The sequence below is a fragment of the Fictibacillus fluitans genome, assembly GCF_030418125.1.
Lineage (GTDB): Bacteria > Bacillota > Bacilli > Bacillales > Fictibacillaceae > Fictibacillus_C > Fictibacillus_C fluitans.
In genome coordinates, this window is record NZ_JAUHTR010000001.1 from 225,782 (window position 1) to 251,181 (window position 25,400).

General features: G+C 43.9%; 20 protein-coding genes. 2 read left to right on the plus strand and 18 right to left on the minus strand.

Features of this window, described 5'->3' with window-relative positions; all coding sequences use genetic code 11:
- Positions 1–156 precede the first annotated feature (156 nt).
- The 7 genes from QYB97_RS01030 to QYB97_RS01060 all read right to left on the minus strand — a co-directional run bounded on the left by QYB97_RS01030 (position 157) and on the right by QYB97_RS01060 (position 8,116).
- Positions 157–1,122 (minus strand): LAGLIDADG family homing endonuclease, encoded by a 966-nt coding sequence (locus tag QYB97_RS01030; RefSeq protein WP_301164101.1) that lies wholly within the window; start codon positions 1,120–1,122, stop codon positions 157–159.
- 232 nt (positions 1,123–1,354) lie between these two features.
- Positions 1,355–2,203, minus strand: coding sequence for a hypothetical protein (locus tag QYB97_RS01035; RefSeq protein ID WP_301164102.1), 849 nt, complete (start codon positions 2,201–2,203; stop codon positions 1,355–1,357).
- Positions 2,204–2,635: 432 nt separating this feature from the next.
- Positions 2,636–2,827: a hypothetical protein gene (locus tag QYB97_RS01040; protein WP_301164103.1), complete on the minus strand. Its 192-nt coding sequence runs from the start codon at positions 2,825–2,827 to the stop codon at positions 2,636–2,638.
- Between the two features lie 568 nt (positions 2,828–3,395).
- A complete protein-coding gene (locus QYB97_RS01045) occupies positions 3,396–4,889 on the minus strand; it encodes a sodium:solute symporter family protein (protein ID WP_301164104.1) in 1,494 nt (497 codons plus the stop codon).
- A 35-nt stretch (positions 4,890–4,924) separates the two neighbouring features.
- Complete coding sequence (locus QYB97_RS01050; protein WP_301164105.1) at positions 4,925–5,386, minus strand: RidA family protein; 462 nt, start codon at positions 5,384–5,386, stop codon at positions 4,925–4,927.
- The gene (locus QYB97_RS01055) at positions 5,379–7,013 is read right to left on the minus strand and encodes an N-acyl-D-amino-acid deacylase family protein (RefSeq protein ID WP_301164106.1); all 1,635 of its coding nucleotides are present in this window, start codon (positions 7,011–7,013) and stop codon (positions 5,379–5,381) included. Before QYB97_RS01055 ends, QYB97_RS01050 begins: the two co-directional genes overlap by 8 nt.
- Positions 7,014–7,027: 14 nt before the next feature.
- Positions 7,028–8,116 (minus strand): alanine racemase, encoded by a 1,089-nt coding sequence (locus QYB97_RS01060; RefSeq protein ID WP_301164107.1) that lies wholly within the window; start codon positions 8,114–8,116, stop codon positions 7,028–7,030.
- A gap of 262 nt (positions 8,117–8,378) precedes the next feature.
- Here QYB97_RS01060 and QYB97_RS01065 point away from each other — a divergent pair, with 262 nt between their 5' ends.
- Positions 8,379–9,926, plus strand: coding sequence for a glycosyltransferase (locus tag QYB97_RS01065; RefSeq protein ID WP_301164108.1), 1,548 nt, complete (start codon positions 8,379–8,381; stop codon positions 9,924–9,926).
- A 65-nt stretch (positions 9,927–9,991) separates the two neighbouring features.
- Here the strand turns inward: QYB97_RS01065 and QYB97_RS01070 are convergent, their stop codons facing one another.
- The 11 genes from QYB97_RS01070 to QYB97_RS01120 all read right to left on the minus strand — a co-directional run bounded on the left by QYB97_RS01070 (position 9,992) and on the right by QYB97_RS01120 (position 23,304).
- Positions 9,992–11,701 (minus strand): L-lactate permease, encoded by a 1,710-nt coding sequence (locus tag QYB97_RS01070; RefSeq protein WP_301164109.1) that lies wholly within the window; start codon positions 11,699–11,701, stop codon positions 9,992–9,994.
- 238 nt (positions 11,702–11,939) lie between these two features.
- On the minus strand, positions 11,940–12,737 hold the full coding sequence (locus QYB97_RS01075) for an IclR family transcriptional regulator (RefSeq protein WP_301164110.1): 798 nt from the start codon (positions 12,735–12,737) through the stop codon (positions 11,940–11,942).
- A 68-nt stretch (positions 12,738–12,805) separates the two neighbouring features.
- Positions 12,806–13,585 (minus strand): fumarylacetoacetate hydrolase family protein, encoded by a 780-nt coding sequence (locus QYB97_RS01080; protein ID WP_301164111.1) that lies wholly within the window; start codon positions 13,583–13,585, stop codon positions 12,806–12,808.
- 13 nt (positions 13,586–13,598) lie between these two features.
- The gene (locus tag QYB97_RS01085; protein WP_301164112.1) at positions 13,599–14,804 is read right to left on the minus strand and encodes an NAD(P)-dependent malic enzyme; all 1,206 of its coding nucleotides are present in this window, start codon (positions 14,802–14,804) and stop codon (positions 13,599–13,601) included.
- Positions 14,805–14,899: 95 nt separating this feature from the next.
- The gene (locus QYB97_RS01090) at positions 14,900–17,077 is read right to left on the minus strand and encodes a malate synthase G (protein WP_301164113.1); all 2,178 of its coding nucleotides are present in this window, start codon (positions 17,075–17,077) and stop codon (positions 14,900–14,902) included.
- Positions 17,078–17,198: 121 nt separating this feature from the next.
- Positions 17,199–18,650 carry an FAD-binding oxidoreductase gene (locus tag QYB97_RS01095; RefSeq protein ID WP_301164114.1) on the minus strand — a complete coding sequence of 484 codons (1,452 nt, stop codon included), beginning with the start codon at positions 18,648–18,650 and terminating at the stop codon, positions 17,199–17,201.
- Positions 18,650–20,008 carry a (Fe-S)-binding protein gene (locus QYB97_RS01100; protein WP_301164115.1) on the minus strand — a complete coding sequence of 453 codons (1,359 nt, stop codon included), beginning with the start codon at positions 20,006–20,008 and terminating at the stop codon, positions 18,650–18,652. Before QYB97_RS01100 ends, QYB97_RS01095 begins: the two co-directional genes overlap by 1 nt.
- A 2-nt stretch (positions 20,009–20,010) precedes the next feature.
- Entirely contained in the window at positions 20,011–21,336 is a 1,326-nt protein-coding gene (locus QYB97_RS01105) for an FAD-binding oxidoreductase (RefSeq protein WP_425589747.1), read from the minus strand.
- A gap of 277 nt (positions 21,337–21,613) precedes the next feature.
- The gene (locus tag QYB97_RS01110; RefSeq protein WP_301164116.1) at positions 21,614–22,120 is read right to left on the minus strand and encodes an NUDIX hydrolase; all 507 of its coding nucleotides are present in this window, start codon (positions 22,118–22,120) and stop codon (positions 21,614–21,616) included.
- Positions 22,121–22,182: 62 nt separating this feature from the next.
- On the minus strand, positions 22,183–22,794 hold the full coding sequence (locus QYB97_RS01115; protein WP_301164117.1) for a class I SAM-dependent methyltransferase: 612 nt from the start codon (positions 22,792–22,794) through the stop codon (positions 22,183–22,185).
- Positions 22,795–22,821: 27 nt separating this feature from the next.
- Positions 22,822–23,304, minus strand: coding sequence for a DinB family protein (locus QYB97_RS01120; RefSeq protein WP_301164118.1), 483 nt, complete (start codon positions 23,302–23,304; stop codon positions 22,822–22,824).
- 296 nt (positions 23,305–23,600) lie between these two features.
- Between QYB97_RS01120 and QYB97_RS01125 the strand changes: the two genes are divergently transcribed.
- Positions 23,601–25,358, plus strand: a complete 1,758-nt coding sequence (locus tag QYB97_RS01125; RefSeq protein ID WP_301164119.1) for a glycoside hydrolase family 3 protein — start codon at positions 23,601–23,603, stop codon at positions 25,356–25,358.
- Positions 25,359–25,400 lie beyond the last annotated feature (42 nt).

The following is a 25,400-nucleotide window of genomic DNA, read 5'->3' on the forward strand; positions in this document are numbered from 1 at the left end:
TTTTTCAATTGTACCAGAAACACCAATAAGCAAATTTTTCCGTTTTGTCTCATTATCCTTAGAAAACTTATCAATTGATACAGTAATTTAGTTCTTCTACATAGCTTCCTAGAATATATATTATGTCTACTAGAATTTTTTTAAAGTTTGAGGGGATCATTCCCCATCTTTAGGCCTAAGTATTTCTTTTGCAAAAACTTCATCAGTTTTTATCCATCTTTTCAAGGTTGGTATTAGTATACCGACTTGATTACATGCGGTTTTAATACAATTAGTTTCTCTGTATATCTTAATAAACAGATCTTTTCTTAATTGCACAGCTTTTTTTGTAGTTTTCAAATGTTTATTATTCAACAATTCACTATTTAAATCTTTATCTTTAAACGCATTAAACTTCCTGGCCAAGAATAGCGTTTTATCTTGATAAATCCATTCATAAAACTGTTTTATCGTTTTCCTCCCACTGATGTAAATACGGTAGTGATTATTCGTTGTTTGCAAATATGGATTTAAATCACGTTCAGACAACACTTTTGACAGCTTTGTCATAAATAGTAAAGACCCGCCTACAAAGCTAACCATATTGCCCCTAGTATATATATTCCCATCTCCATCAAAGTAGCCTCTAATAAAATGGCTAACATACTCATTAGGTACATACGGAAATTGTACGTTTAATGATTTATTTGATCCTATACCATGGATTAGCATAAGATCTTCCTTTAACACTTTGCTATTAATATTCAAAATGTGAACTGCAGTTTTATTATTCTTAATTATTGGATGTGTAGATTGCATTTCTATTTTTATTTTATCTAAAATACACCTATCCTTTTGTGAAAAACTTATAGATTGGATATCCTTTGGAATGGTTCCATCAGCGACAAAAAAGCCCAATATATAAGCCATACTAGCTGACCAATTCTTAAAATAATCTTCATTGACTGAATATGTCCTTAGCCAACTACTATGAGACGGTCTTTCTACTTGATGTTTTTTTAGAATTTGATTAATATACCTGGTTGAAACATTAGCCTTTAATGAAATTTCTTTAGTATTGCATCCGTTCCGATACATTTTTAATATTTCAGGAACACTCATAGTACATTTACTTTTTTTCATGCCAATCATCTCCTTTACCTATCTAATTCAATTATAAGAACAAACGTCCCTTTCGCAATTTTAAAAAGAGATTATTTTTCATTGGCAAGAATGAAATCAAGCAACAAAAGAATAAAATACATTTGTGAGAGCAATTAACTGATTGACATGGATCCTTGACACCTCAAGGTGGGTTCTCCACTATATCGTTGGAAATAGTTCCGGGATATTAACTACTATTGCTTCCACAATTCTACTGTCTTAATCTCTTAATCACTTTATAATCTGAATTTCGAACCGTGTATCTTATTGTAGGATGATTGGGATACTGAGCATTTCCATCGAACAACGTAATTTCTGTGGTTTCATCTTTTTTAACAAATTGATTATAGCTTCCCCCAGCTCCGCCGATATTCGTCCAGTGTAAAGTTATCTTATTGCCTGAAGTTCCTTCCTTAACCAAACTCCACAAATCTCTTCGGTAATTTTCCCATAGAATTTCTTTAGAAATTTCATTATTCGTATTCTTATAAGTGTTTTCATAAAAATTAATAGCTTCATCCATACTTCCCCAGGCATTCTTTTGGACTGCAAATTCGATAATCTGTCCTTCTGGCACTGTGCCATCAGCTAAGTATTTGTTATAGGCCTCTCCTTCAGCAGTTATACCTTTAAAATTACTGCCGTTTCTTTTTAATAACAAAGCATGTTGCTGCTTGCCTTGGCTATTTTTTATCGTTACAACAGTATACCCATGGGAATCTTTATTTGTAGCGATTGCATAAGAAAAGTGGTACACGTAATTAACGGTTAATTGTCTGTTATTAAAGTACCAATTGCTGCTTACCCCATCCTGTTTTCCTGTTGCCAGCCAAACACCAGTGATAGTCTCACCCGCTTCTGGTACTTCTGAAGGTGTTGCTTTTTTAGATGTTGATTTCTTTACAGCTGGTTTTGTTTTCTGTTCGGAACTGTGTGATGTGGTTTTTGTGTTTTGCTCCGAACTTTGTGCAGAAGTTTTCGGTGATTCACCGGCCGTTATTCCACATCCAGAAAGCACTGCACAACAAAGAGCTACCCAAACAACTAATATTTTTTTCATTAATTACCAACCTTCTATAAAGTCATTTGATATTACAAACTAACATATTACTTACCTCACAAATTGGTTAACTTCTATTGATATGATTTGAAAAATAATTAACTTTATCTTTAGAATGTTCCTCAAGTCTTTTTAAAATTTTTGTTCTTTTCGTCACAGGGTATTGTTATATCAAAAACTAAATCAAATCTTTCTCTGCAATCCTTCTCCCATAAAAAGAAGCCTAATTTAGGCTCCTCCTTTAATCTTTTTTCTTAGTTCATTAAATAAGTAGCAAATCCCTATCCCAATAAAGAGGAAGGGCACTATACTGACTTCAAAAGGTATATCGAAATCATACAATAGAAAGATAAAATAATAGAGAACTCCAAATGATATGTAGATTGCTGCTGTGATATGTGCCAAAGTTTAATTCCACTGCCCTTTCATTTATTAGCTCCTCTTGCTTCTAAACATGCTTTTATTTACGAACGATAAAACAAGACCTATAGTGCTGCCAGAAATGATTGAAAATATGATAACAGCGAGTACTTCACCTATCTTTACTGGAGCCATCAACTGACTGACCATAAATACCATGATTACAACGATCGGGATTAAAAACCAAAGATAGTTTCTCTTCACTTTGCACCTCCTCACCAGTATTCCTAAACCGATTATAGCAATAAATGTAATTTATTAGGAGCATTTATTATATTGAACACTCATTAAGATTGGATTCATTTTTATAAAATTTAAAAAGGAACAAACGTTCGCATCACGGTAATATTGGCATTTTTCCGAGCAAATCTTCTTCCAAGAGAAAAAAACAACGAGTAATTGCCTAAAATATTCCATTTCAGTGCTCTTTTATTATATAATCATGAATGAGAAGGATGTATAGTTGTTTACTTTTTTATGATTTATGAAAAAAAGATAAAGGGCGTTAGGATGAAAAAGAATTATCTTTGGTTTTTAGTGCCAATACTGCTTATCTTGGTGTTTTTCGCGGCTCGATTACTGTGCTTTAATGCAGGATTTATTTTACAAGGATTATTCACTTGGGGTTTTTCCTTAATTCCTCTTGTTTTATCTATCATTGTACTTAAATTTTTGTATGATATTAATCAATCACTAAAAGAAATGGCTAGAAAATCCTAAAACGAATAAGAAAGCAGTGACCTCCCTACTCCGGGGACACTGCTTTTTCATTTTATGGTGTTATTTCCTTATTGCCGAATACCTCGTCACTCGATGAAGTGTTGATCATCTCACGGTCCTTAGCCAGCTTCTTTAAAACATCTTCTTTGGATATGTTGTTATGCGGAGTTAATAGACTGACTACAACTCCAGCAAACAAGGCAACAGCCAGGGACGGAAGAATCGGGTTACCCCAAAAGGCAAGTGATTTCGGGCTTTGCAATAGAAGAAAAGAGGTAATCGAGCCGCAAAGCAAGCTTGCCAGTCCTCCCTGCCAAGTCACCCGCGGCCAAAACTTTCCGAGGATGGAAGCGACGAGAAGTCCTGACATGACGGTAGAAACAAAATTGGATATGTACCCGATGATGCTGTTAGAACCGAGGGTAAAGAGGAAAGCAATTACAAGAGTAATTACAAGGGCAATTCTTGAGTACACGATCATCTTTTCCTTTTCGGGGTTCTTTCCGGTGAAAACCTGATAAACATCTCCTAAAAGAATCGTAACCGCAGCAATGAAATCCGAGCTGCCTGATGACATGGTGGCACTTAAACCTGCCGTGAGCACAATGGCACCGATCCATACGGGAAATACTTCTGTCGCAAGATATGGAAAGGCATAGCCCGCTTCAATATCAGGATTCATAATGTGAGCGGCCATTCCAATGATGGATGGAAAAAACGAGAACAGAACAAACAGGATGCCAGAAACGAGAAACCCCTTTTTCACGGTAGAAGTGCTGTCACTGGAATAAATTCGGTGACGGTAAGAAGGTGTGGCCAGTACCCCGACAGCGATCACTACTGCCAGCGAAACGGCCGGGATGACTCCCATTTGTTCCACACCAAGGAACGATACCATTTCTGCAGGAGCTTCACGTGAAATGTGGCTGTACCCGCCAATTTTCGTGAGTGTTAGTACGGTGAGGAGAATAAATCCAAGGAAGAGAATGACGCCCTGAATCGTATCAGTATAAACAACGGCCAGATATCCGCCGATAAAAGTGTAAACAGCAAATCCAAGAGCGGTAATGATTTTGGCCAGCAAGGGATCCATGCCGGTGATCCAGGACAGATACAAACTTCCTCCCATGATGTGTGCGCCAAGCCAGCCTATAGAGGCGATGTAAAGGATAATTGAGGTCAATCCTTTTATCAGTTTGTTTCCTCCGAAATAAAAGCTCAATTCTTCTGAATAGGTCATAAAGTTGTATTTTCGAACGTCGGCAAACAAGAGCAAAAGAACAAACATTCCAATGGAACCGCCGATGCCATAAAGTGCTCCCGCCCAGCCGTTCGTATAGGCAAACCCAACCGCACCCATACTTGATCCGGTTCCAACCAATGTGGCAATAGTTGTTCCGATGAGCAGAGGCAGGCTTAAGCCCCTGCCTCCCATCAAAAAGTCTTCCCCGCTTTTGACCTTTCTTGAGACCCATAGGCCAACAACTATCATAAGGATCGTAAACGCGATAAAAACACCTAAATAAATTCCCTGGTTATTTTCCATTGTCCTGCTCCCCTTTGTTGTTTTATGCCCTGCACCTACTCAATCTCAACGATCATCTCTATTTCCACCGGGGTATTAAACGGCAGTTCATTGGAGGAAATGGCCGACCTGGCGTGCTTTCCTTTTTCTCCAAAGACTTTTTCAAGCAGCTCTGACGCCCCGTTTATGACATAAGGCTGCTCCACGAACCCGTCGGCCGAATTCACAAAGGCCAGCAATTTCACAACTTGTTTGATCCGGTCAAGATCTCCGATGTGCTCCTTTAAAACAGCCAGAAGGTTAATCATCGTCTGCCTTGCTGCTTTATATCCTTGTTCCACGGTCAGATCGCTTCCCACTTTGCCTTTATACATCAGTTCCCCATTAATCCTGCAGTCGGCACCGGACGTATAGACCAGGTTTCCAACCGTTTTAGCCGGTACATATACCGCTCCCGGCGGAGGAGCTTTTTGCAGTTCGATTCCAAGTTCCTTGAGTTTCTGTTCAATGTTAGCCATGAGCTGCCTCCTGTTTTGTATGATTTCCGCACAGACACCTTGCTGCTGCGGCTTTAATTGCCATGCCGCCTGTCTGTCTGAGATTTTCTTTGTCTTTAATCGTCAGTATCCCGTTAACAATCACGTGGGAAATCCCTTCAGGTTGCTGGATGGGATTCTGATATGTCGCTGTGTCATTGATCCTGTTCTCATCAAATATCGTTAAATCGGCATGGTAGCCGGGAACGATTAACCCTCTTTTACCGAGGGAAAACCGCTGTGCCGGAAAAGAGGTTACTTTGCGGATCGCCTGTTCCAGCGAAAGCGACTTGTCTTCGCGTACATATTTGGAAAAAAGGCGTGGAAAGGTTCCGAAAGAACGGGGATGCGGTTTCCCTGTTTCACATCCTAGGCTGTCTGAAATAATGAGCGAACGATCCCATTTCACTACCTGCTCTACATCTTCATTGGACATGTGATAGTAGATAATTGAAACCATCCCATTCTCTTCTTCCAGTAAATCCAATGCCGTGTCAGCAGGACTTTTTGCGCTTTCTCTGCTGATCGCTTCGATGCTTTTTCCTTCCCATTTTTTATGGCGGGAAAGGGAAGAAACGACCACGTTATCCCAGCCGGTAGAAACAACGAGATTGTCCCACTCCTCCTGCTCTTCTCCGAGCTCCTGTATCATTTTCCGCCGTGCAGCGGGCTCTCTGATCCGGTCAAGGCAATCGGGAATTCCTCCTTCCAGGCTCCAGGGAGGCAGCAGCGTGGTAAGCGATGTAGATCCGGCATCATACGGATACACATCACAGGTCACATCGAGTCCTCTGGCGCTGGCCTCATCGAGCAAATGCATCGCTTCCATCACATCGCCCCAATTTCGCCTTCCTGCGGCTTTTAAATGGCTTACCTGAAGAGGAACCCCTGCTTTTTCCGCAATCCAGATAACTTCTTTTATAGAGGAAATCAGGTTATTTCCTTCTCCCCGGATATGGGTGGCCAGTATTCCGTTATACTTGGGCAGTACTTTGCATAGTTCTGCCAGTTCTTTCTTGGACGCATACCTTCCAGGGGAATACAGCAGGCCGATCGACAAGCCGATCGCGCCTGCCTTCATCCCTTCTTCAAGCATTTCCTTCATCAAGCTGATCTCCTGCGTGCCAGCAGGACGGCCGGCAAAGCCCATCGCAGCAATCCGGATAGCGCCGTGAGCTACATAGGTTGATACATTTTCAGAAATTCCTGTATTGTCCAATTCCCTGATATACTCCGCTACAGATTGCCATGGCCATTCCCACTGCGTTTCACCGACAACCGGCTGTATGTATTCCTTCAGCAGTGTCCCGTATTTGGGAACAATAGGAGCTGGAGCAAGCCCGCAGTTTCCGACTACTTCGGTTGTCACACCCTGCTGCAGCTTCATATCCATCATCGGGTGATTTAGAACAAGCAGGTCCGAATGAGAGTGCCCGTCAATAAAACCCGGGGAAACGATATTCCGTTTGGCATCAATGGTTTTCCGGCTCTCACTCGTTACTGCACCGACCTCCACGATGATTCCGTCTTTTATGCCAACGCTTCCAAAAAACCAGGGATTACCCGACCCATCCGCAATCCGGCCATTGTTAATGACTAAATCCAGCATGTCACACAACTCCCTTACTGAAGTTTTCCTCTGCCAAGGACTGGCTGCCTTTCAAGGGTTCCATCCTCATTTTGCAAAAAGACATCATTATGAAGATTCACTGTGCTGCATATGTGATTGGGTATGATCTGAAGCACGTCACCGATTTGTACATCCGTTTCTCCATGCACCGTAACCATACCGTGTTCTTCGGTCAGCCGTTCAAGCAGCATTTCCGGGTGTCCTATGATCTCTCCAAATCCCTTCAAATAAATCGGGGGCTGGCCGGGCTGCACATCCGTAGCAAACGTTTTGCTTCCGCCATCGACGATCAGAAGAGAATTTGATGGTTTGCTGACAACGGTGACATGAATGGCAGCTGCACATTCCTCCTGCGAACAGCAATGATACTTTTCCTGCATTCGGTCATAAAAAACATAGGTGCCAGGCCGGATTTCAGTTATTCCTTTTACTTCTGCAGCAGATGCGTAAGTGGAAGTGGATCCTACGCTGACATCGGTGATTGGTATATCTGCTGCCCTCAGCTTTTCAGCCAGGTCTGCCATAAGCTGTCCTTCCTGCCTTCCAGCTTCCTCAATCTCCAATGTCGGTTTTCCGTCGAGAATCGGCCCACGGAACGTATAGATCCCGGTAAGCTTTATTCCAGCAAGCTCCTTTCCTTTCTTGGCTAGTTCAACCGCCTCGTTATAAAGGACTCCTGTTCTTCGCAGGCCGGAATCTATCTCCATCCGAACTTCCAGGATAACTCCTGCTTGATTTGCAGCCTCTGCCAGTCGTCTTGCTCCTTCAAGACTGTCAAATGCCAAAATCAACCGGATCCTTTTGCTCAACTCAATAGCTTTTAGAATTTTGGTTTCTGATACCAGGGGATAAGCGATAAAAATATCACTTATTCCACCCTCTGCCATTACCTCTGCTTCGGATAGCTTAGCCACCGTTATGCCAGATGCCCCGGCGTCCAGCTGAAGCTTGGCAATTTGCGGATTTTTATGGGTTTTCGTATGGGGTCGTAATTCAACGTTTTGATTCCGTGCAATGTCCGCCATTTTTTGAACGTTTGCTTCAAGTCTCTTTCTTTCGATAACAAGTGCCGGTGTATCCATAGTTCCCCTCCTGAAATAATAGTAGTTAAATAGACCTAAACATTTAACTTTCATTTTCGACAAAGCTTATCTTACCCTTTTGTGCTTGTCAATTAATTTACAGTCAATTCAGACAATAGTCATTGCCATATTCAGTGATCCAAGTCGATTTTTTTCTATTACTTAGCCTTTTTAGCTACTTACACGTTACCTTTTGTAGTAATATAGGGTATAGAATAATATGGGATTTTTTGTAACATAAGTAAATGATGAGGAGGATTATATGAAAGAGAAGATAACCATATTTTGTTTGCTCAATTCACTGGATTTGCAGCGTGGCGGATTGACAAAAGCCTCTTTGATGCAGGCAAATACGTTTGCTTCACTTGGGTATAAGACATTTATCCTGACTTTTAATTTTAATCAGCGATACAACACAATCATTGAACAAATGGTCACCATGGGAAAAATAGATTCAAGGATTCAAATTTTAAATATGTATCAATCTCTTGGAGAATTCGACTACTCTTCTATCGTCCCGCAGCCCATGATGGAAATTGAGAAAAGCAAAGCAAATGGAGCCATCCTTGACCCGCACATTGGACAGCCGCATTCCTACCGCGTTTACGAAAATGGTATGTATACCAAGTATTTCAGATTAGACGAAAATAAGAGATTGTTTTTTATGGACCACTTTAATGAACAGCGGTACCGTGTTAAACGTGAGGACTATGATGAATATGGCTATGCAAGAAAAGTGTCTTACATGGATTATGAACGCAATAAGCCGCGGCAAATGGTTTTTTATAATGATACTGGTGAAGCATTTCTTTCTAAATGGGTGAACCCGCAAAACGGACTCGCATTTCGCGTGAATTTATTCAAGGATGGTAAGCTCAAGCGCATATTTTCCAATGATAATGAACTAAAAGGCTATTGGCTCGAGCAGGTTACATCCAGCTATGAAAATCCTGTTATTATTAGCGATGCCCGAATATGCGACAGCCTTGTCATCAATCTCAAGTCGGAACAAGCGGTGAAAATTTGGCGTCTCCACAGCAATCATCTCGACATGAAAGGAGAAATAGCAAGCACCGTTGCTACAGCTTTTGACAATCTACAGGAATTTGATGTAGCGCTGGCATTAACCAACCAGCAGAAAAAGGATATTGAGGACCGGTTCGGCACAAAAGATAATTTAAAAGCCATCCCTCATGCTGCAGATCAATTTACTGAGTATAACTGGTTTGCCCCCGTAAAAAAGGAAAACCTCGCTGTCGTTGTTACCCGCTTTGCTGCAATCAAGCGAATTGACCATATCATTTTGGCGTTTAAACATGTCGTTGACCGTGTGCCGGCTGCCAGACTGGAGCTATGGGGCTATGGAGATGAAGAAAAGAACCTGAAAAGTTTAATCCGTTCAGAAAATCTGACAGCAAACGTAAAAGTAATGGGATTCACCCAAAACCCGGCTGAACCGTATCAGCGGTCCCTCTTTTCGGTAATGGCGAGCAAAACCGAGGGATTTCCTTTAAGTATCTTTGAAAGTATGTCCAATGGCTCTCCAATCGTCACGTATGACTTTAAATATGGACCCGGTGATTTAATCGATAACGGAGAGGATGGCTGGATTGTTCCTAATGAAGATATCCAGGCGTTGGCAGAAAAAATGATCTGGATGTTTGAAAATAAAAAAGAAGCCATCAAAATGGGGAAAAAAGCGGTTAAAAAGGTAAAAGAAAACTTCAATCTGGATTTGTATGCCAAGCAGTGGGATGAAGTAATTGAAGAAGCTGTAAAAAAGAAAATGGCTCACTACATACAACAATAAAGGATAACAAAACAGCAGTGATTCCGAATCAGAATCACTGCTGTTTTATGATGCCCTGTGTTAATCTATGGCAGCATCCAGGATAGTACCGTAGCCTGGAGATAGGTGATGCAGCAAATGATGAAAAGCAGGATAATGCTGTGTTTTAGGGTGAACCGAAACAAATCGGATTCTTTTCCGGCAAGTCCCACCGCAGCACAAGCGACCGCTATGGATTGTGGTGAAATCATTTTCCCTGTTACACCACCGCTGCTGTTTGCAGCGATCGCTAAAATTGGATCCATCCCCACCTGGTTGGCCGTAATCTTTTGCAGGCTCGAAAATAAAAGGTTGGCAGAGGTATCGGAACCGGTCAGAAAAACCCCCAGCCATCCGAGGATCGGAGAAACAAACGGAAACAGTGCACCGGTGGCGGCGAGCGTCATACCAAGTGTTATGCTCATACCGGATGCATTTGCGACATAAGCAAACCCTACAACTGAGGCGATCGTCAACAAAGCGAACTTCAATTCACTCAATGTTTCAATAAAGGTGGAAAACCAACTTTTCCAGTTGATTTTCAGAACAAACTTCGAAATTATGGCCGAGATCAAAATGGCGGTCCCTGCCGCCGCTAACAGCTCTAGCTTAAACAAAGCTTCTATCGGCTGGCCGTTTCCGCCAATGATGAGATTGTTCAACCCCGGAACGCCCGGGTGAAAACTGAGAGAACCTCCAACGGAATTCAATCCCTGCAGCAGACCGTTTGTGCCTTCATACTGGCCAATCAGCGCTTTTTTAACAGTCGGTATTCCCCAAACTGAGATAACGATGGTTAAAATGATGAACGGCGACCAGGCTTTTAGAATTTGCCGGAAGGTGTAGGTTTTTTTACCTTCTGATTTCAATGCAGGAATGGATTCCGCATTGCCTGCCGCCATTTCGGCCTGTCCCATTTCAGACTTGAACCGGAATGACGTTTTCGGCTGCCATACTTTCAGAAACAGTGTTAAGGCAATGATAGATACCAAAGCTGAAATGATATCCGGCAGCTCCGGACCTAAAAAATTGGAAACAAGGAACTGAGTGACCGCAAATGAGACCCCAGATACGAGAATGGCAGGAATCACTTCAAATGCCTTTTTGAAGCCTGCCATCATGACGACAAGGTAAAATGGAACAAAAACAGATAAAAAAGGAAGCTGACGGCCTACCACCTTGGAAACCTCGATAGCCGACATTCCAGTGGGTCCTTCAATGGCGATCACTGGCGATCCAATAGCCCCAAATGCCACAGGAGCGGTGTTGGCAAGTAAACAAAGGCCCGCAGCATAAAGGGGATTAAAACCCAGTCCCACCAACAACGCGGCAGAAATGGCAACCGGTGCGCCAAATCCGGCGGCACCTTCCAAAAAAGCGCCAAATGAAAAGGCAATTAAAAGCGCCTGCAATCGCCGGTCTTCAGTGATGGAGACAATTGAATCTCGAATAATATCAAACTGACCGGTTTTAACTGATAGTTTATACAAAAAAACAGAGGCAACGATAATCCAGCCAATGGGCAAAAGTCCATAGACGGCCCCCTGTAAAATGGACATGGCTGCCATTCCTGCTGGCATGCCATAGACGAAAACAGCCAAAAGCAGGGCCACAACCAATGTTGTTAATCCCGCTATGTACCCTTTCATGCGTTTAATCGCCAGTGCCCACAATAAATATAAAATAGGGATTAATGCAACCAGTGCGGAGAGGCCAATACTGTCGCCAATTGGATCATAGATCTGTTTCCATGACATTAAATAATACCTCCTCTTTTTGTTTGCTATTACAAAACAATGTTTCTCTAAATTCTTAAATAAAAAAACCTGTTTCTCCCTTGTTGCTGTCATCGGCTGAAGTACAACGTTAATTGTAATCGCTTTCATTATATTGAGTCAATAAGTTTTCTGTATATTCTAAATATTAGGTGCATAACAAGAGGAACGGATGCCTCAAAACCCGTTCCTCTACTTTTCCTTATACACTATAAAAATACTAACTTCCTTTTTCTAAGTGAACGAGATCTTCGTTCGTATAACCAAGCCGCGCAGAGATTTGCTTGCCGATCTGCTGCATGCGGGGCTTGAGCTGTTCCAGGCGTTCATCGGTCATACGGAGGGTTGGTCCTGAGATGCTCACCGCTCCTGCCACCGTTCCCAAATGATCATAGATAGGTACGGCAATGCATGTAATACCGGTTTCATTTTCTTCCAGATCAAGCGCGTAGCCTTTCTGTCTCACGTGATTGAGTTCTTCAAGAAATTGATCTTTGTTAGTTATGGTTTTGTCAGTATGTCTCGGCATTCCCTTACGGTCTAGAATGTCAATCACCTCGCTCGCAGGCAGTGAAGCGAGTATGGCTTTACCAACCGACGTACAATGCATGGGGGCCCGTTTCCCTACCTTGGAGTGCATCCGGAGAGTTTCACTGCCGTCCAACTTTTCAATATAGACAACCTCTCCCTGATCGAAGACAACAAGATGTACGACTTCATTGGTTTCATCTTCAAGCTCCTGAAGAAACGGCTTTGCCTCTGATCTCAGATCAATCGATTCCAGCAGCTTCGAGCTTACTTCCAAAAATTTATATCCGAGCTTGTAACGTCCTGTTTCTTTATCCTGCTCAATATAGCCATACAGCACCAATGTGGACAGGATTCGATAGACAGAGCTTTTGTTTATATCGATATGCTTCGCGATTTCAGTAACACCCAATCCGCCTTTTTTTAAACTGACAAGAGTAATGATATCCAGTGCCCGGCTAACGGACTTCACCATATTCTCTCTTTCCAAAACCCCTCACCTCATCTGTAAGTATAAGAAAATTATAGCATACCTGACACTGGCCATCGGCTGATCACTTACGCTTGGATATGTTCTCTCGCTGCAGCAAACGTGTTGCGAAGCTTGCCAATTTCTTTGATCTCGCATTCGATCACATCGCCTGCTCCCACAAATTCTGCACCGACAGGGCTGCCTGTTAAGATGACATCGCCCGGTTTAAGCGTCATCACTCCAGTAAGATAAGAAATCATCTTACGAATCGGAATGATCATTAATTGAGTAGCACTGTTTTGTTTTACCTCATGATTCAGTCTTGCCTCTACCGTCACGTTGAAAGGATCCAGTTCCGTTTCAATAACCGGTCCCAAGGGAGTAAAGGTATCAAACGATTTGCCAATGGTCCAATGACCCGCTTCGTGGAAAAATTGCGGGGCGGTCACATCGTTGCCGACCGTGTATCCGAAAACATAATCAAGTACCTCTTCCTCCGGGACATTCTTCGCTTCTTTTCCAATAATGATCGCAAGCTCTGATTCGAATTTAACCTGCTCAATATTGCCTGGTATGATGATGTCTTCATCCGGCCCGATCACTGAGGAAGTCGGCTTAAAGAAAAACACCGGAATTTCCGGAAGCTCGTTTGGCAGCTCATCTGTCTTGGACACATAGTTTGCCCCAATCCCAATGATTTGGTTCGGTGATAGTGGAGCAAGTAATTTAATGTCCGTACCAGAAAATGTTTGTCCCGTATAATCCCAGTCCCCGAAAATATCCCCCTTGATTTCCCGGATGGTATTTTCCTCCGTTAAAACCCCTTTGGAAACAGAAGACTGAACCATAAATCTAGTAAATTTCATTCTGATACTCCTCTCAGTAATTGGCAGGCTGCGTCATATTGATGTTTCGGGCCACCCCTGTGGATATGGCTGCATCTGCCACCGCTTTGGCCACTGCTTCAACAACTCTCTTATCGAAGGCATGGGGAATGACGTAATCATATGTAAGTTCTTCGGATGTAATTAAATCGGCTATGGCATAAACGGCTGCTATTTTCATTTCTTCATTAATTTCCGAGGCGGAAACTTGCAGGGCACCTTTAAAAATACCGGGAAACGCCAGGACATTATTCACCTGGTTTGGAAGATCGGAACGGCCTGTTCCCACTACCGCCGCACCGGCACTCTTGGCCAGCTCAGGCATAATTTCGGGCACAGGATTAGCCATGGCAAAAATAATCGGGTCTTTCCCCATGGATTCTATCATTTGCGGGGTTACCGCCTCAGCTACTGAAACTCCGATAAAGACATCGGCCTCTTTGATCACGTCCGTTAAGCTTCCTTCCACGTTTTCTTTGTTGGTAAGAACAGAAATCCAATCTTTCATGGCGTTCATTCCATGAGTGCGTCCTTCATATATCGCTCCCTTGGAGTCACAAAGAATGAGGTCTTTAACATTCATATTGATCAGCAGCTTTGTCACGGCAATTCCTGCGGCACCGGCTCCGTTTATTACGATTTTTGTATCTTCTATCCGTTTGTTGACGACCTTCAGCGCGTTAATTAACCCTGCTGCCGTGACAATGGCGGTGCCATGCTGGTCATCATGAAAAACAGGGATATCCATTTCTTTTTTCAGACGTTCTTCAATAATAAAGCAGTTAGGGGCGGAGATATCTTCTAAATTAATACCGCCAAAGGTCGGCTCCAATGCTTTTACAATTTGGATAATCTCCTCGGCATCCTGCGTGTTTAAACAGATAGGAAATGCATCAATTCCTGCAAACGCCTTGAATAATGCCGCTTTACCTTCCATTACCGGCATTGACGCGCCTGCGCCAATATTACCCAGTCCCAATACGGCTGAACCATCAGAAACAACGGCAACCACATTTCCTTTAATCGTATAATCATAAATTTTTTGCGGATCCTGGTAAATGGCTTTACACGGTTCAGCGACACCCGGAGAATAAGCTAAACTCAGGTCATCCGCATTTTCAATTGAAACTTTAACCTCCACACTGAGCTTTCCTTTGGATTGCTTATGAAGTTGCAGCGACTTCTCTTTAAGGTTTTGCATATTCTCTCAACTCCTTACAAGTTATTGAACAGTAATCTCACAGCTTTGGTGAGATTACTGTTTTACCAGGTAATTTATGATCTGAAATCCTTTGGCTACTGTTTGATCACATATTTTGCTTTTGCTTCAATACGGCGGCGGTGCAGGATCGGTTCAGTATACCCGTTTGGCTGCTCAAATCCTTTAAAGACAAGATCGCATGCCGCCTGAAATGCAACGGATTGACCATAGTCATCGGACATTCTGAGATAAGAAGGATCGCCCGCATTTTGTTCATCTACTACTTTGGCCATCCGCTGCATAGTTTCCAGCACTTGTTCTTTAGTGCATATTCCGTGGTGCAGCCAGTTTGCCATGTGCTGGCTGGAGATCCTGAGTGTCGCTCTGTCTTCCATCAAACCAACGTCATAGTAATCCGGCACTTTGGAACAGCCGACCCCTTGTTCCACCCAGCGGACAACATAGCCTAGTATCCCTTGTGCGTTGTTGTCCAGTTCCTGCTGAATGTCATCCGCGCTCCAATCTGCTCGTTTTACGACCGGAATTTCCAAAATGTCATCCCGTAAATCCTTGGATTCTTTTTTCAGCTCATCCTGTACCTTTGAAACATCCACCTGATGGTAATGCAAAGCATGAAGCGTAGCTGCGGTAGGCGACGGAACCCAGGCGGTATTTGCCCCCGCTTTTGGATGGCCGATCTTTTGCTCCAGCATATCAGCCATCAAATCAGGCATCGCCCACATACCTTTGCCGATTTGGGCCTTGCCCTGAAAGCCGGTCTCCAGACCTGTGAATACGTTGGATTTTTCATATCCCTGCAGCCAGGCAGATGATTTCATATCACTTTTGCGGATCATCGGACCTGCCTCCATGGAGGTATGAATTTCGTCACCGGTCCGGTCAAGAAAGCCTGTATTGATAAAGGCAATTCTGTCTCTGACTTCACGGATGCAGGCTTTTAAGTTAAGGGTGGTTCGGCGTTCTTCATCCATTACACCGATTTTAATGGTATTGCGTTCAAGTTTAAGCATATCTTCCACACGATCGAGGAGCTCATTGGCAAATCTGACTTCTTCTGAGCCGTGCATTTTCGGCTTAACAATGTAAACCGATCCTTTGGAAGAGTTTTGATAGGATCCATTGCTTAGAAGCGTATGTTTCGCCAAAAGACTGGTGATCACCCCATCAAGAATACCTTCCTGGATCTCCTCTCCATCAACCAAAATTGCGTTATTCGTCATCAGGTGACCGACATTGCGGACAAACATTAACGATCGTCCTGACAACGAAAACTCTTCTCCCGCAGGAGATGTGTATTGGCGGTCAGGGTTAAGGGTTCGAGTCATAGATTTACTTCCCTTTTGGAAGGTGGCCGCTAAGTCTCCCTTCATAAGCCCGAGCCAGTTTCGGTAGACAAGCACTTTATCCTCCGCATCGACCGCGGTTACTGAATCTTCACAATCCATAATCGTTGTGATGGCGGCTTCCATCAGAATATCTTTTACTCCTGCGTCATCGGTTTTACCGATCGGGTCATTGCTGTCAATTTGGACTTCAAAGTGAAGGTCGTTGTTTTTAAACAAAAGGGCGGCAGGGTTTTCTAATGACCCCTGGACTCCTGCCAATTTTGACGAATCCTTCAGGCCAGTGGTTTCTCCGTTATGCAGCGTAACTGCGAGCTTCCCGTCAACCACACGATAACGCACAGCATCTTCATGAGAAGCATTCTCTAAAGGAATGGATTGGTTAAGAAATTGCCTTCCAAATGCAATAACCTTCTCACCTCTCACCTGATTGTAACTGGTCCCCCGCTCGGCACCATTTTCTTCACTGATGGCATCTGTTCCATAAAGGGAATCATACAGGCTTCCCCAGCGGGCGTTCGCTGCGTTAATGGCATACCTGGCATTATTCACGGGAACAACCAGCTGCGGTCCCGCCTGGATGGCAATTTCATCATCCACTCCCTGCGTGGTGATTTCAAAGTCCTCTGCTTCCGGTTCAAGATACCCAATCTCCTGCAAAAACGACTTATATGACTCAAAATCAAACGTGTCGTTATGCTCCAGATGCCATCCGTTAATCCGATCCTGGATTTCATCACGGCGTGCTAATAATTCTTTGTTTTTTGGAGTGAGTTCCTGAATCAATGTTTCAAACTCCGGCCAAAACGATTCAGGGTCCACCCCGGTTCCAGGCAACGCCTCGGATTGAATAAACTCATATAGCTCCTGTGCCACTTGTAAACTGCCTTTTTGAACATAATCTTCCATCGCTTGTTCCTCCTCATTAAATATTGTTTGTTATTACGAAACACTGTTTCCTATTATGTTGAAAAAATAATAGCATGAAGTCTGAACCGCTTTCAATTGTTTTTTGAAAATTTACTAAGTTTTAAAGTGCGGCTTCCTTCATCTCTTTTTTAACTTCAGCACACCGCCCCGGACTTGGAAATAATTTTCCGGCATTTAACAGGTTTTCTGGATTAAATACTTCCCGGATGGCGGTTTGTGCCTGTATCTCTTCATCTGTAAATACGAAGCGCATTTCTTCTTTTTTCTCAATTCCTACTCCGTGCTCTCCTGTAATCGTTCCTCCCACATCTGCACAGGCTTGCAAACAGGCACTTCCTGCTTCGATTGCCAAATCAGTCTGCCCTGGAATTCTTGCGTCAAAAAGAACGAGCGGGTGAAGGTTTCCGTCACCTGCATGAAAAATATTGGCGATGCGAAGACCGGATTCTTCGCTGATTTGTTTGATTCTGTTTAATACTTCAGGAAGCCGGCTGCGCGGGATGACCCCGTCCTGCACCAAATAATCGGGTGAGATGGCACCCATGGCACCGAATCCTGTCTTCCGGTTTGCCCACCATCTTGCCCGTTCTGCCTCATCCTCCGCAACCTTTACTTCCCGGACATTCCGGTTTTTGCAAACATCAAGAATTTGGCTGATTTGCTCGTCAATTCCGGCAGAGATGCCATCCACTTCAATAAGCAGCAGAGCTTCAATATCCCTTGGGTGCCCCACGGGAAAGGCTGCGGCTTCCACTCCCTCAATGGCTGTTTTATCCATCATTTCGAGGGCCGCTGGAACAATACCGGCAGAGATGATATCCGATACGGCATGGCTGCCGTCTGACACGTCATCAAAATAAGCGAGCACGGTTTGTTTGGCTTCCGGGTTTTTCAAAATCCTGACGGTGATTTTCGTTACAATTCCCAGTGTTCCTTCTGATCCTGTAATCAATCCGAGCAGATCATATCCCGGTACATCAGGCACTCCGTTATTGCCGATTTCAATAATCTCCCCATTTGGCAAAACCACTTCCAGTCCAAGAATGTGATTCGTGGTTACTCCATACTTTAGACAATGCGCACCTCCCGCATTTTCGGCCACATTCCCGCCAATCGTACAGCAATACTGGCTGGATGGATCTGGAGCATAGTAATAGCCTTTTTCTGAGATCGAGTTGGTGAGCTTCAGATTAACAAAGCCGGGTTCTACCACCGCTCTTCTATTCTCGTAATCTACGCTCAGCAGCTTTTTCATTTTAACCAGACTGATCACAACTTCGCCGTTGATCGGAATGGCTCCGCCGCTTAACCCTGTCCCCGCTCCACGCGCAAGAAAAGGCAGGCCATTGTCTGAGCAATACTTGACGAGATGAGAAACCTCCAGCGTATCTTTTGGAAAAACCACGGCTTTTGGCAAATGCTTGTGGATCGTAAATCCGTCACAGTCGTACGCCAGCAAATCTTCTTTATGGTAAAGAATGGAGCGGTCGCCCACAATTTTCGCAAGATTTTTAATGTGCTTATCCTTTGTTTTTAATCCTTTTAGTCCCATTACTCCTGCCCCCTCAAGCCATCTTCTTTCTGGTAGGCCCAGTCGAGAAGCTGAACGGTATGAACGATTTTTTGGTTGCGTCCATATTTTTGGACGCCCATCGCCATCTGAAGCATGCAGCCGGGATTTCCCATTGAAATCATTTCCACGTCATCCGGTACATTTTCCATCTTGCTTTCCAGTACCGCCCCCGCCATTTCCGGATTGGTAATGTTGTAGATTCCGGCACTCCCGCAGCAGCGGTCAGCGTTTGGCATTGAGACCATCTCAACGCCCGGAATATCAAGCAAAATATTCCGGGGCTCCTGCCGTACGCCCTGCCCATGGGCTAAATGGCAGGCATCGTGATAGGTGATGCGGGTGTTTATTTCGGCCTGTGGACGTTCATATCCCGTGTCATGAAGATATTTTGATACATCCTCCACCTTGTCGGAAAACTCCAGCGCCTTATCATGCCATTCGGGCTCTTCACGGAATAATTCTGCATACTCCTTCATCATGCAGCCGCAGCCTGCCGCGTTTACAATGATTTTTTCCGCATCATTAAAGGCTTCAATGTTCTGTTTGGCAAGCTTTCTTCCCATTTCACGATCACCGGCGTGAACATGAAGAGCGCCGCAGCATGTCTGGTTTTTCGGAATCACCACATCACTCCCGTTTCGGGTAAGAACGTTAATGGTGGCATCATTTATGTCGCTGAACATCACATCCATGACACATCCCGTTAAAAAGGCAACTTCATGCCTGGTTTCGCCTTTTGCTTTAATAACATTTTGATTCTTGTATTTTTGCCGCACGGGCTTGGTCAGTACCGGCATGATTTCTTCCATATCTGCCAGATGATCCGGCATGACCTTTAACAGGCCACTTTTGCGGACAACCTTTTGCATCCCGCTCTTTTGATAAAACTTTAATAATCCGCCGACGGTATTTAATCTTCCCTGATGGGGAAACAAATTGTGCAGGAAGAACTGGCTGACCGTTTTTTTAAAGCCGGTGAGCGGCATGGCCTGGCGAATTTGCCCCCGGGCCTCTTCGATCAGTCCCCCTACATCCACATCCGCCGGACAGGCGGTTGTGCACGCACGGCAATCCAGACAGGCAAATACCGGATCCATGAATTGTTCATTCACCTCAATTTTTCCTTCCGCGACGGATTTGATGAGATGAACACGCCCCCGGGGAGAATGCTGTTCCTGGCCAGTGAGTTCATACGTGGGACATGATTCAAGACACATCCCGCAATGTACACAATCCGCCCATTTGTTTTCATCAGGAGGATCGCTCCAATGATAATTACTGAGGCTTGTGGTTGTACACGCCGGGCGTTCCGTTACATCGCTTTCCCTTGTGCTCACGCTTAAATCCCTCCCACAAATCGTTTGTGATTCAGAATTCTTTTTGGATCGACTTTGGCTTTAATTCCTTCCAGCAGATAAAAATAGGATGGCTGGTTTCCCCACACACTGATTTGCTGGCGGAGAGCAAATGGTAAATGCGTCACGATGAGATACCCGTTTAACGATTCTGCGAATTGGCGCAGATAGGTTATGGCCCTCAGGATATCATCGCCCGTTCCCTCCAATATCACCTGGCACAATCCGTGGCCTAATCCGCCATGTCCGTGAATCACAAGATTGTGGCTGTCCTGCAAGAGGTCACTTTCTTTTAGAACTTGTAGCACGTCAAGGTTGGTCACACTTATTTTGACTGTTACTGTAGTTTCAGGTTCAGCGGAAGATTGTATACCATTGGGTTTGAGGATACAAAATCGCTCCCAAAAGGCGTGTGCTTTTTCTTGCTGCAAAATTTCCATGTGAGTTTGCGAAGGGGAGATTCTTTTGACGAATTCCTCCTGGTAATGCACCGCGTTTTCCACATCCTCAAAGCTGATTGCCAGTGTGTATACCTTATTGCCGGTCAGTTTTTCCGACAGAGCGGGGTTTAACAATTCAAGAGCCACGGGTTCCAGCACGGATTCCAACAGGCTATTGGCAAACAGGCGGACCGTCTCCAGGTTTCCATCGGGAAAAGTCAGGAGCACCAGGCTTTCATATTTCGCAAGCGGACGCAGTTTGAGTACCACTTCAGAGACAACGCCCAGCGTACCCATGGACCCGATAAACAGTTTATTCATATCATATCCGGCTACATTTTTTACGACCTTTCCACCGGATCGTATGATGGAGCCATCAGGATAAACCAGGCGCAACCCGATGACCACATCCCGTGAGGAACCATAACCCAGCCGTTTGGGACCGCTTTCATTTGATGCGACGATACCTCCTATTGTGGCATGTTCAGGCCAGGCGGGATCAAGGGAGACGCGCTGCTGGTGCTGTGCCAGATAGGTTTGCAGCTCGTGAAACGTGGTGCCTGCTTTTACGGTGATGGTCATATTGCCCACCGTGTGTTCAACTATTCCTTTGTATTTCGATAACGATAGTAAAATGTCGGCTTTGTCGGTTTGTCCTCCAAAACCTCTTTTTGATCCGCTTCCCTGAATCGCAATCTTTTTGTCGTGCTCACCGGCATACTCTAAAATGCCCTGAATTTCCTCTTCGGTCTGAGGGAAAACGGTGATATAACCGCTATTGCCTAAAGGATGGTCATTCTCTTCTTCAATCATGATTTGCTCTTGGGGCAGGATAGAAGTTAAATCCGACAGGGATACTGTCTCGAGCAAGCCTCTCCACCTCCGATTGTTTCGTAATAAGAAACACCGTTTCAAATAAAACTTAAAAAAATATGCCTCTTCCTTTTCGGTACTAAAATATATAGCTTAATTAAACCATTCCGTATCTTTCTTTTCAACAAATTTATCTAAAAATTTCAAATACTTTAACAAATCATATTTGCTTGGCCAATTGTCCCTAACAAACAAGGAACGGAGAATTCCCTCTCTGTTCCTCGAACCACTTATAAAAGTCCAATATATCCGCTTCATCTGGTTCCTTTCTCAATTACTTAAGCACGTTTAAATGATCCAACCACGCTTCGTTCCATTGGAAAGACAAGCTATCAGTTGATTTTTCGAAAAGGGATGGAGGATAAGGCAAGGCAAGCTCAGGCCTCTCATTCGCTTTGAAGTAGCGCAATTCAAAGGTTTCCGGATCAATTGGATTTAAGCTTCCTCCCCTGACTTCACATTCGAATACAAACACATTATATTCTACTTTATTTCCATCGGGATACTGATACCGGAATTCTTTGCCGCCAAAGAACCCCAATAGTTTTTTTGGTGAGACATGTAATCCGGTTTCTTCCCAAACTTCACGCACCAATGCTTCTGCCGGCGCTTCACCAGGTTCGATCGCTCCTGCAGGAAGGCTCCAATTGTCTCCTGTTCCTTTGTTTTGAAACAGAATCTCTCCTGCTTCATTTCTAACAATGCCTGCCACACTCGGAACAAAAAGCAGTTCGTTACCGACTTGCTCTCTTAGTTTTTGATAATAATCTGACATTCCCATTTTGAAATTCTCCTCATCTCAACTCTTTATGTATGAATGACTTCTATATATAACCCACTTCCTTACTCCTTTCTTGGTTTGGCCCAAATAAGATGAAAGACATCCATCCAATGATGTTCTGCTTTTTGAATGTCCAGAGGCGAACGGCTGATCAGCTCCATTATGTTACGATCTTGATGGCAGCCGACGGTTTTAACAGCGAAGGGATCCATGGCTTTTTGGATTTTCGAGACGATGAAATTGGAGCTGATTCCATGTTCCAGCAGCAATACCTGTCCGTTTGGTTTACACCATGTACTCACGTTCTCCAGAATTTGCAGCGGATTGCGATAACCGCAAAATGAAAGGGTGGAAATCACTGTATCAAACTTGTGCTTTTCAAAAACCAGCTTCTCGATGTCGCTTTCAATAAATCTTACCGGAAGATGATAAAGATGTGCTCCCTTCCTTGCTTTATGGAGCATTTCAGGACTGAAATCGACCGCGGTAATAGAATCGATTTCTTCAAGCCTGTAAAACGGAAAGTTCCCTCCAGCCCCTACGGCGAGCTCCAGTACATGCCCTTTAGCCTCACCAATTAATTTCTTTCTCCATTTTTGTTGGAAATGTTTTTCTCTCATCCGGTCGTATGTTTTCGCCTGGCTGTTAAACTTTTCAATCAGCTTTTTATTCAAACTATCAATTCCTTCCTCTATAAATGATCAACAAGGAATGAATTCTTCGAGGAGATCTGTATCCGGCGGAGTATGGCCCAGCAGTCTGCCTAACTTTACAATCTGTCCTTTATGATGAAACTCGTGAGTAGCTGTATGTGTAAACAGCCATAATGCCGTGATTTTCCACTCACCGCTCCTCATGGTAACTTGAACGATGTTATCCCAGTTTCCTTGAAACTCTCGTAGAAATTCAAGAACCAAATCATCCGTTTTTGCGAAAACCTTACGCATTTCCTGTACATTATGAATAGAATAGGGGTCTATTTCGGGAAGATTCTTTTCAAGTGCCCGGATCCCCAGCCATGTCCGGTAACAATCCGCTACATGAGCATGCAAGTTTCGAATGGAATCACCGCCAAATGCTTCTAATTCCTTTACGTAATCTTCATGCGGTAACGTTTCGCAATAACGAAATAAAGTTTCCCGGGTCCGTTTGATCCAATCATACTGGCTTACGAATACATCCATTTTTCGGTCTCCTTCTTAAACCAAATTTAATAGGTTTACCCCAACCTACTATTTCCCTGTGAAACGCTGAAAACCTCTTTGAAATTCAATAGGCAGAAGTCCCCCGTGCTTTTTATCCAGAAACGTCGTTATCCATACAACTAATCTACCATAATCATCCAGACTGACAATGTATAATTATGTAAAATGATTCATTTTTTCTATTTTATGTAAATGTTAATTGACCCCACTTATTACGGGTGCTACCCTTTCTTTGAAAACGATTACATTTTTATACACACAGGAGGGAACGTGTAATGAAGAAGATGAGTGCTTTTATTGGTTCTGTGCTTATTGGCTCCACTCTCTTATTACCTCTCAGTGCAAGCGCCGGTCAATCAAACGGAAGTCCTGAACCAGCGAAGTCGCCTAAAGACAAGGTTATCGAGCAAATTATGGCTAAAATGTCCGATAAGGAAAAGATTGGACAGCTTGTGATGCCTTCCACGCATGATAATAACAGTAAAATGCCGAATGAGGACACCCGGAAACTTATCCAAAACTACAAAGCAGGTTCAGTTATCGTCTATGGGGCACGTGATGCCCGTACCACAGCCCAATATAATAATCAGCTGCAGCATTGGGCCGCCGACTCCTCACCTAAACTTCCTTTATTGATTTCAGCAGATCTTGAATTTGGGACAAAACAACACGTGACCGATGCCACGCCTTTTCCACGGCAAATGGGAATCGGTGCCACACAACAAGAAAAAGCGGCTGAGGATGTGGCCAAGGTAACGGCGATTGAAGCAAAAGCAACAGGATTTAACTGGAACTACTCCCCGGTTGCTGATGTGAATACGAACCCTGCCAATCCTGTCATCGGGGTACGGTCCTTCGGCGAAAAAACAAGCCTTGTCTCCAGCATGACTGCCGCACAAATCAAAGGCTATCAGGAAAATGGAGTCGTCGCAACCGCCAAGCACTTCCCTGGCCACGGAGATACGAGCGTGGATTCTCACCTTGGATTAGCTGCTGTTACATATGACCGTGAAACACTCGAAACCGTGCATCTTCCTCCTTTTAAGGCGGCCATTGACGCGGGAGTCGACTCTATTATGACAGCCCATGTGATCATTAACGCGATTGACAAGGAACTTCCTGCGACACTTTCCAAAAAGGTTCTCACCGGATTACTGAGAAACGAGATGGGCTTTAAAGGACTGATTGTAACGGATGCCATGAGCATGCACGCGATTGCCAAGGAATGGGGTGCTGGCCAAGCGGCTGTAATGGCGGTAAACGCCGGAGCGGATATTGTGATGGCTACCGGAAATCTGGATGAACAACTCGAAACCTTTGATGCTTTAAGTGACGCGCTGAAATCCGGCCAATTATCCGAGAAGAGAGTCAACGAATCGGTAAAAAGAGTTTTGGCGCTAAAGATCAAGTATAAGCTTTTTGGCGACCGGTATGTTAATCCTGAAAAAGCTGTCAATGTCGTCAACCAGCCGGCACATAAAGAAACGGCTGCTGAAGTAGCCAGGAAGTCTATCACGCTTGTGAAAAATGAGAATGTCCTTCCTTTTAACCCGGCTGCGAAAAAATTGACACTTGTAGCAGGGCCGGAAATTTACGGTTCCACCAACTTTCTTAACAATATCGCCAGCATGGTCGATGAAAAATCGGCGGGAAATGTAAAAAGCTTTATCACTTCAGAGGATGCGACAATTGCAGAAATTCAACAGGCGGTGAAGCTGGCCGAGCAAGCGGACCAAATCATCGTTCCTACATTTTCTCCAAGTGAGCTCCCTGCCGGACAGGCAAAACTGGTGAAGGAACTGCAGAACACCGGAAAACCTGTGGTAGCGGTTTCCCTTGGCCTTCCTTATGACATTAAGCAATATCCGGATGTCGGCGCGTACATTGCGACCTATTCGGTTGAACGATGGGGCTCCCCTGTTCCTACTTCGTGGAAAGCGGCGGTTGATGTGATTTTTGGAACACAGCCAGGAGGAAAGCTTCCTGTTTCAATTGAAGGACTCTATCCCTATGGCACGGGCTTGAATTATTAATAGTAGTGCAAAACCCTGTTATTTTGCCTCTTGGACAAACGG

Coding starts and splice junctions, on each gene's coding strand:
- QYB97_RS01120 (WP_301164118.1), bottom strand. CDS start 23,304: ATGGATGTATTCGTAAGCCAGTATGATTGGATCAAACGGACCCGGGAA.
- QYB97_RS01035 (WP_301164102.1), bottom strand. CDS start 2,203: ATGAAAAAAATATTAGTTGTTTGGGTAGCTCTTTGTTGTGCAGTGCTT.
- QYB97_RS01030 (WP_301164101.1), bottom strand. CDS start 1,122: ATGAAAAAAAGTAAATGTACTATGAGTGTTCCTGAAATATTAAAAATG.
- QYB97_RS01045 (WP_301164104.1), bottom strand. CDS start 4,889: ATGGAAAATAACCAGGGAATTTATTTAGGTGTTTTTATCGCGTTTACG.
- QYB97_RS01110 (WP_301164116.1), bottom strand. CDS start 22,120: ATGGGAATGTCAGATTATTATCAAAAACTAAGAGAGCAAGTCGGTAAC.
- QYB97_RS01060 (WP_301164107.1), bottom strand. CDS start 8,116: ATGGATACACCGGCACTTGTTATCGAAAGAAAGAGACTTGAAGCAAAC.
- QYB97_RS01070 (WP_301164109.1), bottom strand. CDS start 11,701: ATGTCATGGAAACAGATCTATGATCCAATTGGCGACAGTATTGGCCTC.
- QYB97_RS01055 (WP_301164106.1), bottom strand. CDS start 7,013: ATGCTGGATTTAGTCATTAACAATGGCCGGATTGCGGATGGGTCGGGT.
- QYB97_RS01090 (WP_301164113.1), bottom strand. CDS start 17,077: ATGGAAGATTATGTTCAAAAAGGCAGTTTACAAGTGGCACAGGAGCTA.
- QYB97_RS01050 (WP_301164105.1), bottom strand. CDS start 5,386: ATGGCTAACATTGAACAGAAACTCAAGGAACTTGGAATCGAACTGCAA.
- QYB97_RS01085 (WP_301164112.1), bottom strand. CDS start 14,804: ATGCAAAACCTTAAAGAGAAGTCGCTGCAACTTCATAAGCAATCCAAA.
- QYB97_RS01095 (WP_301164114.1), bottom strand. CDS start 18,650: ATGGGACTAAAAGGATTAAAAACAAAGGATAAGCACATTAAAAATCTT.
- QYB97_RS01065 (WP_301164108.1), top strand. CDS start 8,379: ATGAAAGAGAAGATAACCATATTTTGTTTGCTCAATTCACTGGATTTG.
- QYB97_RS01080 (WP_301164111.1), bottom strand. CDS start 13,585: ATGAAATTTACTAGATTTATGGTTCAGTCTTCTGTTTCCAAAGGGGTT.
- QYB97_RS01125 (WP_301164119.1), top strand. CDS start 23,601: ATGAAGAAGATGAGTGCTTTTATTGGTTCTGTGCTTATTGGCTCCACT.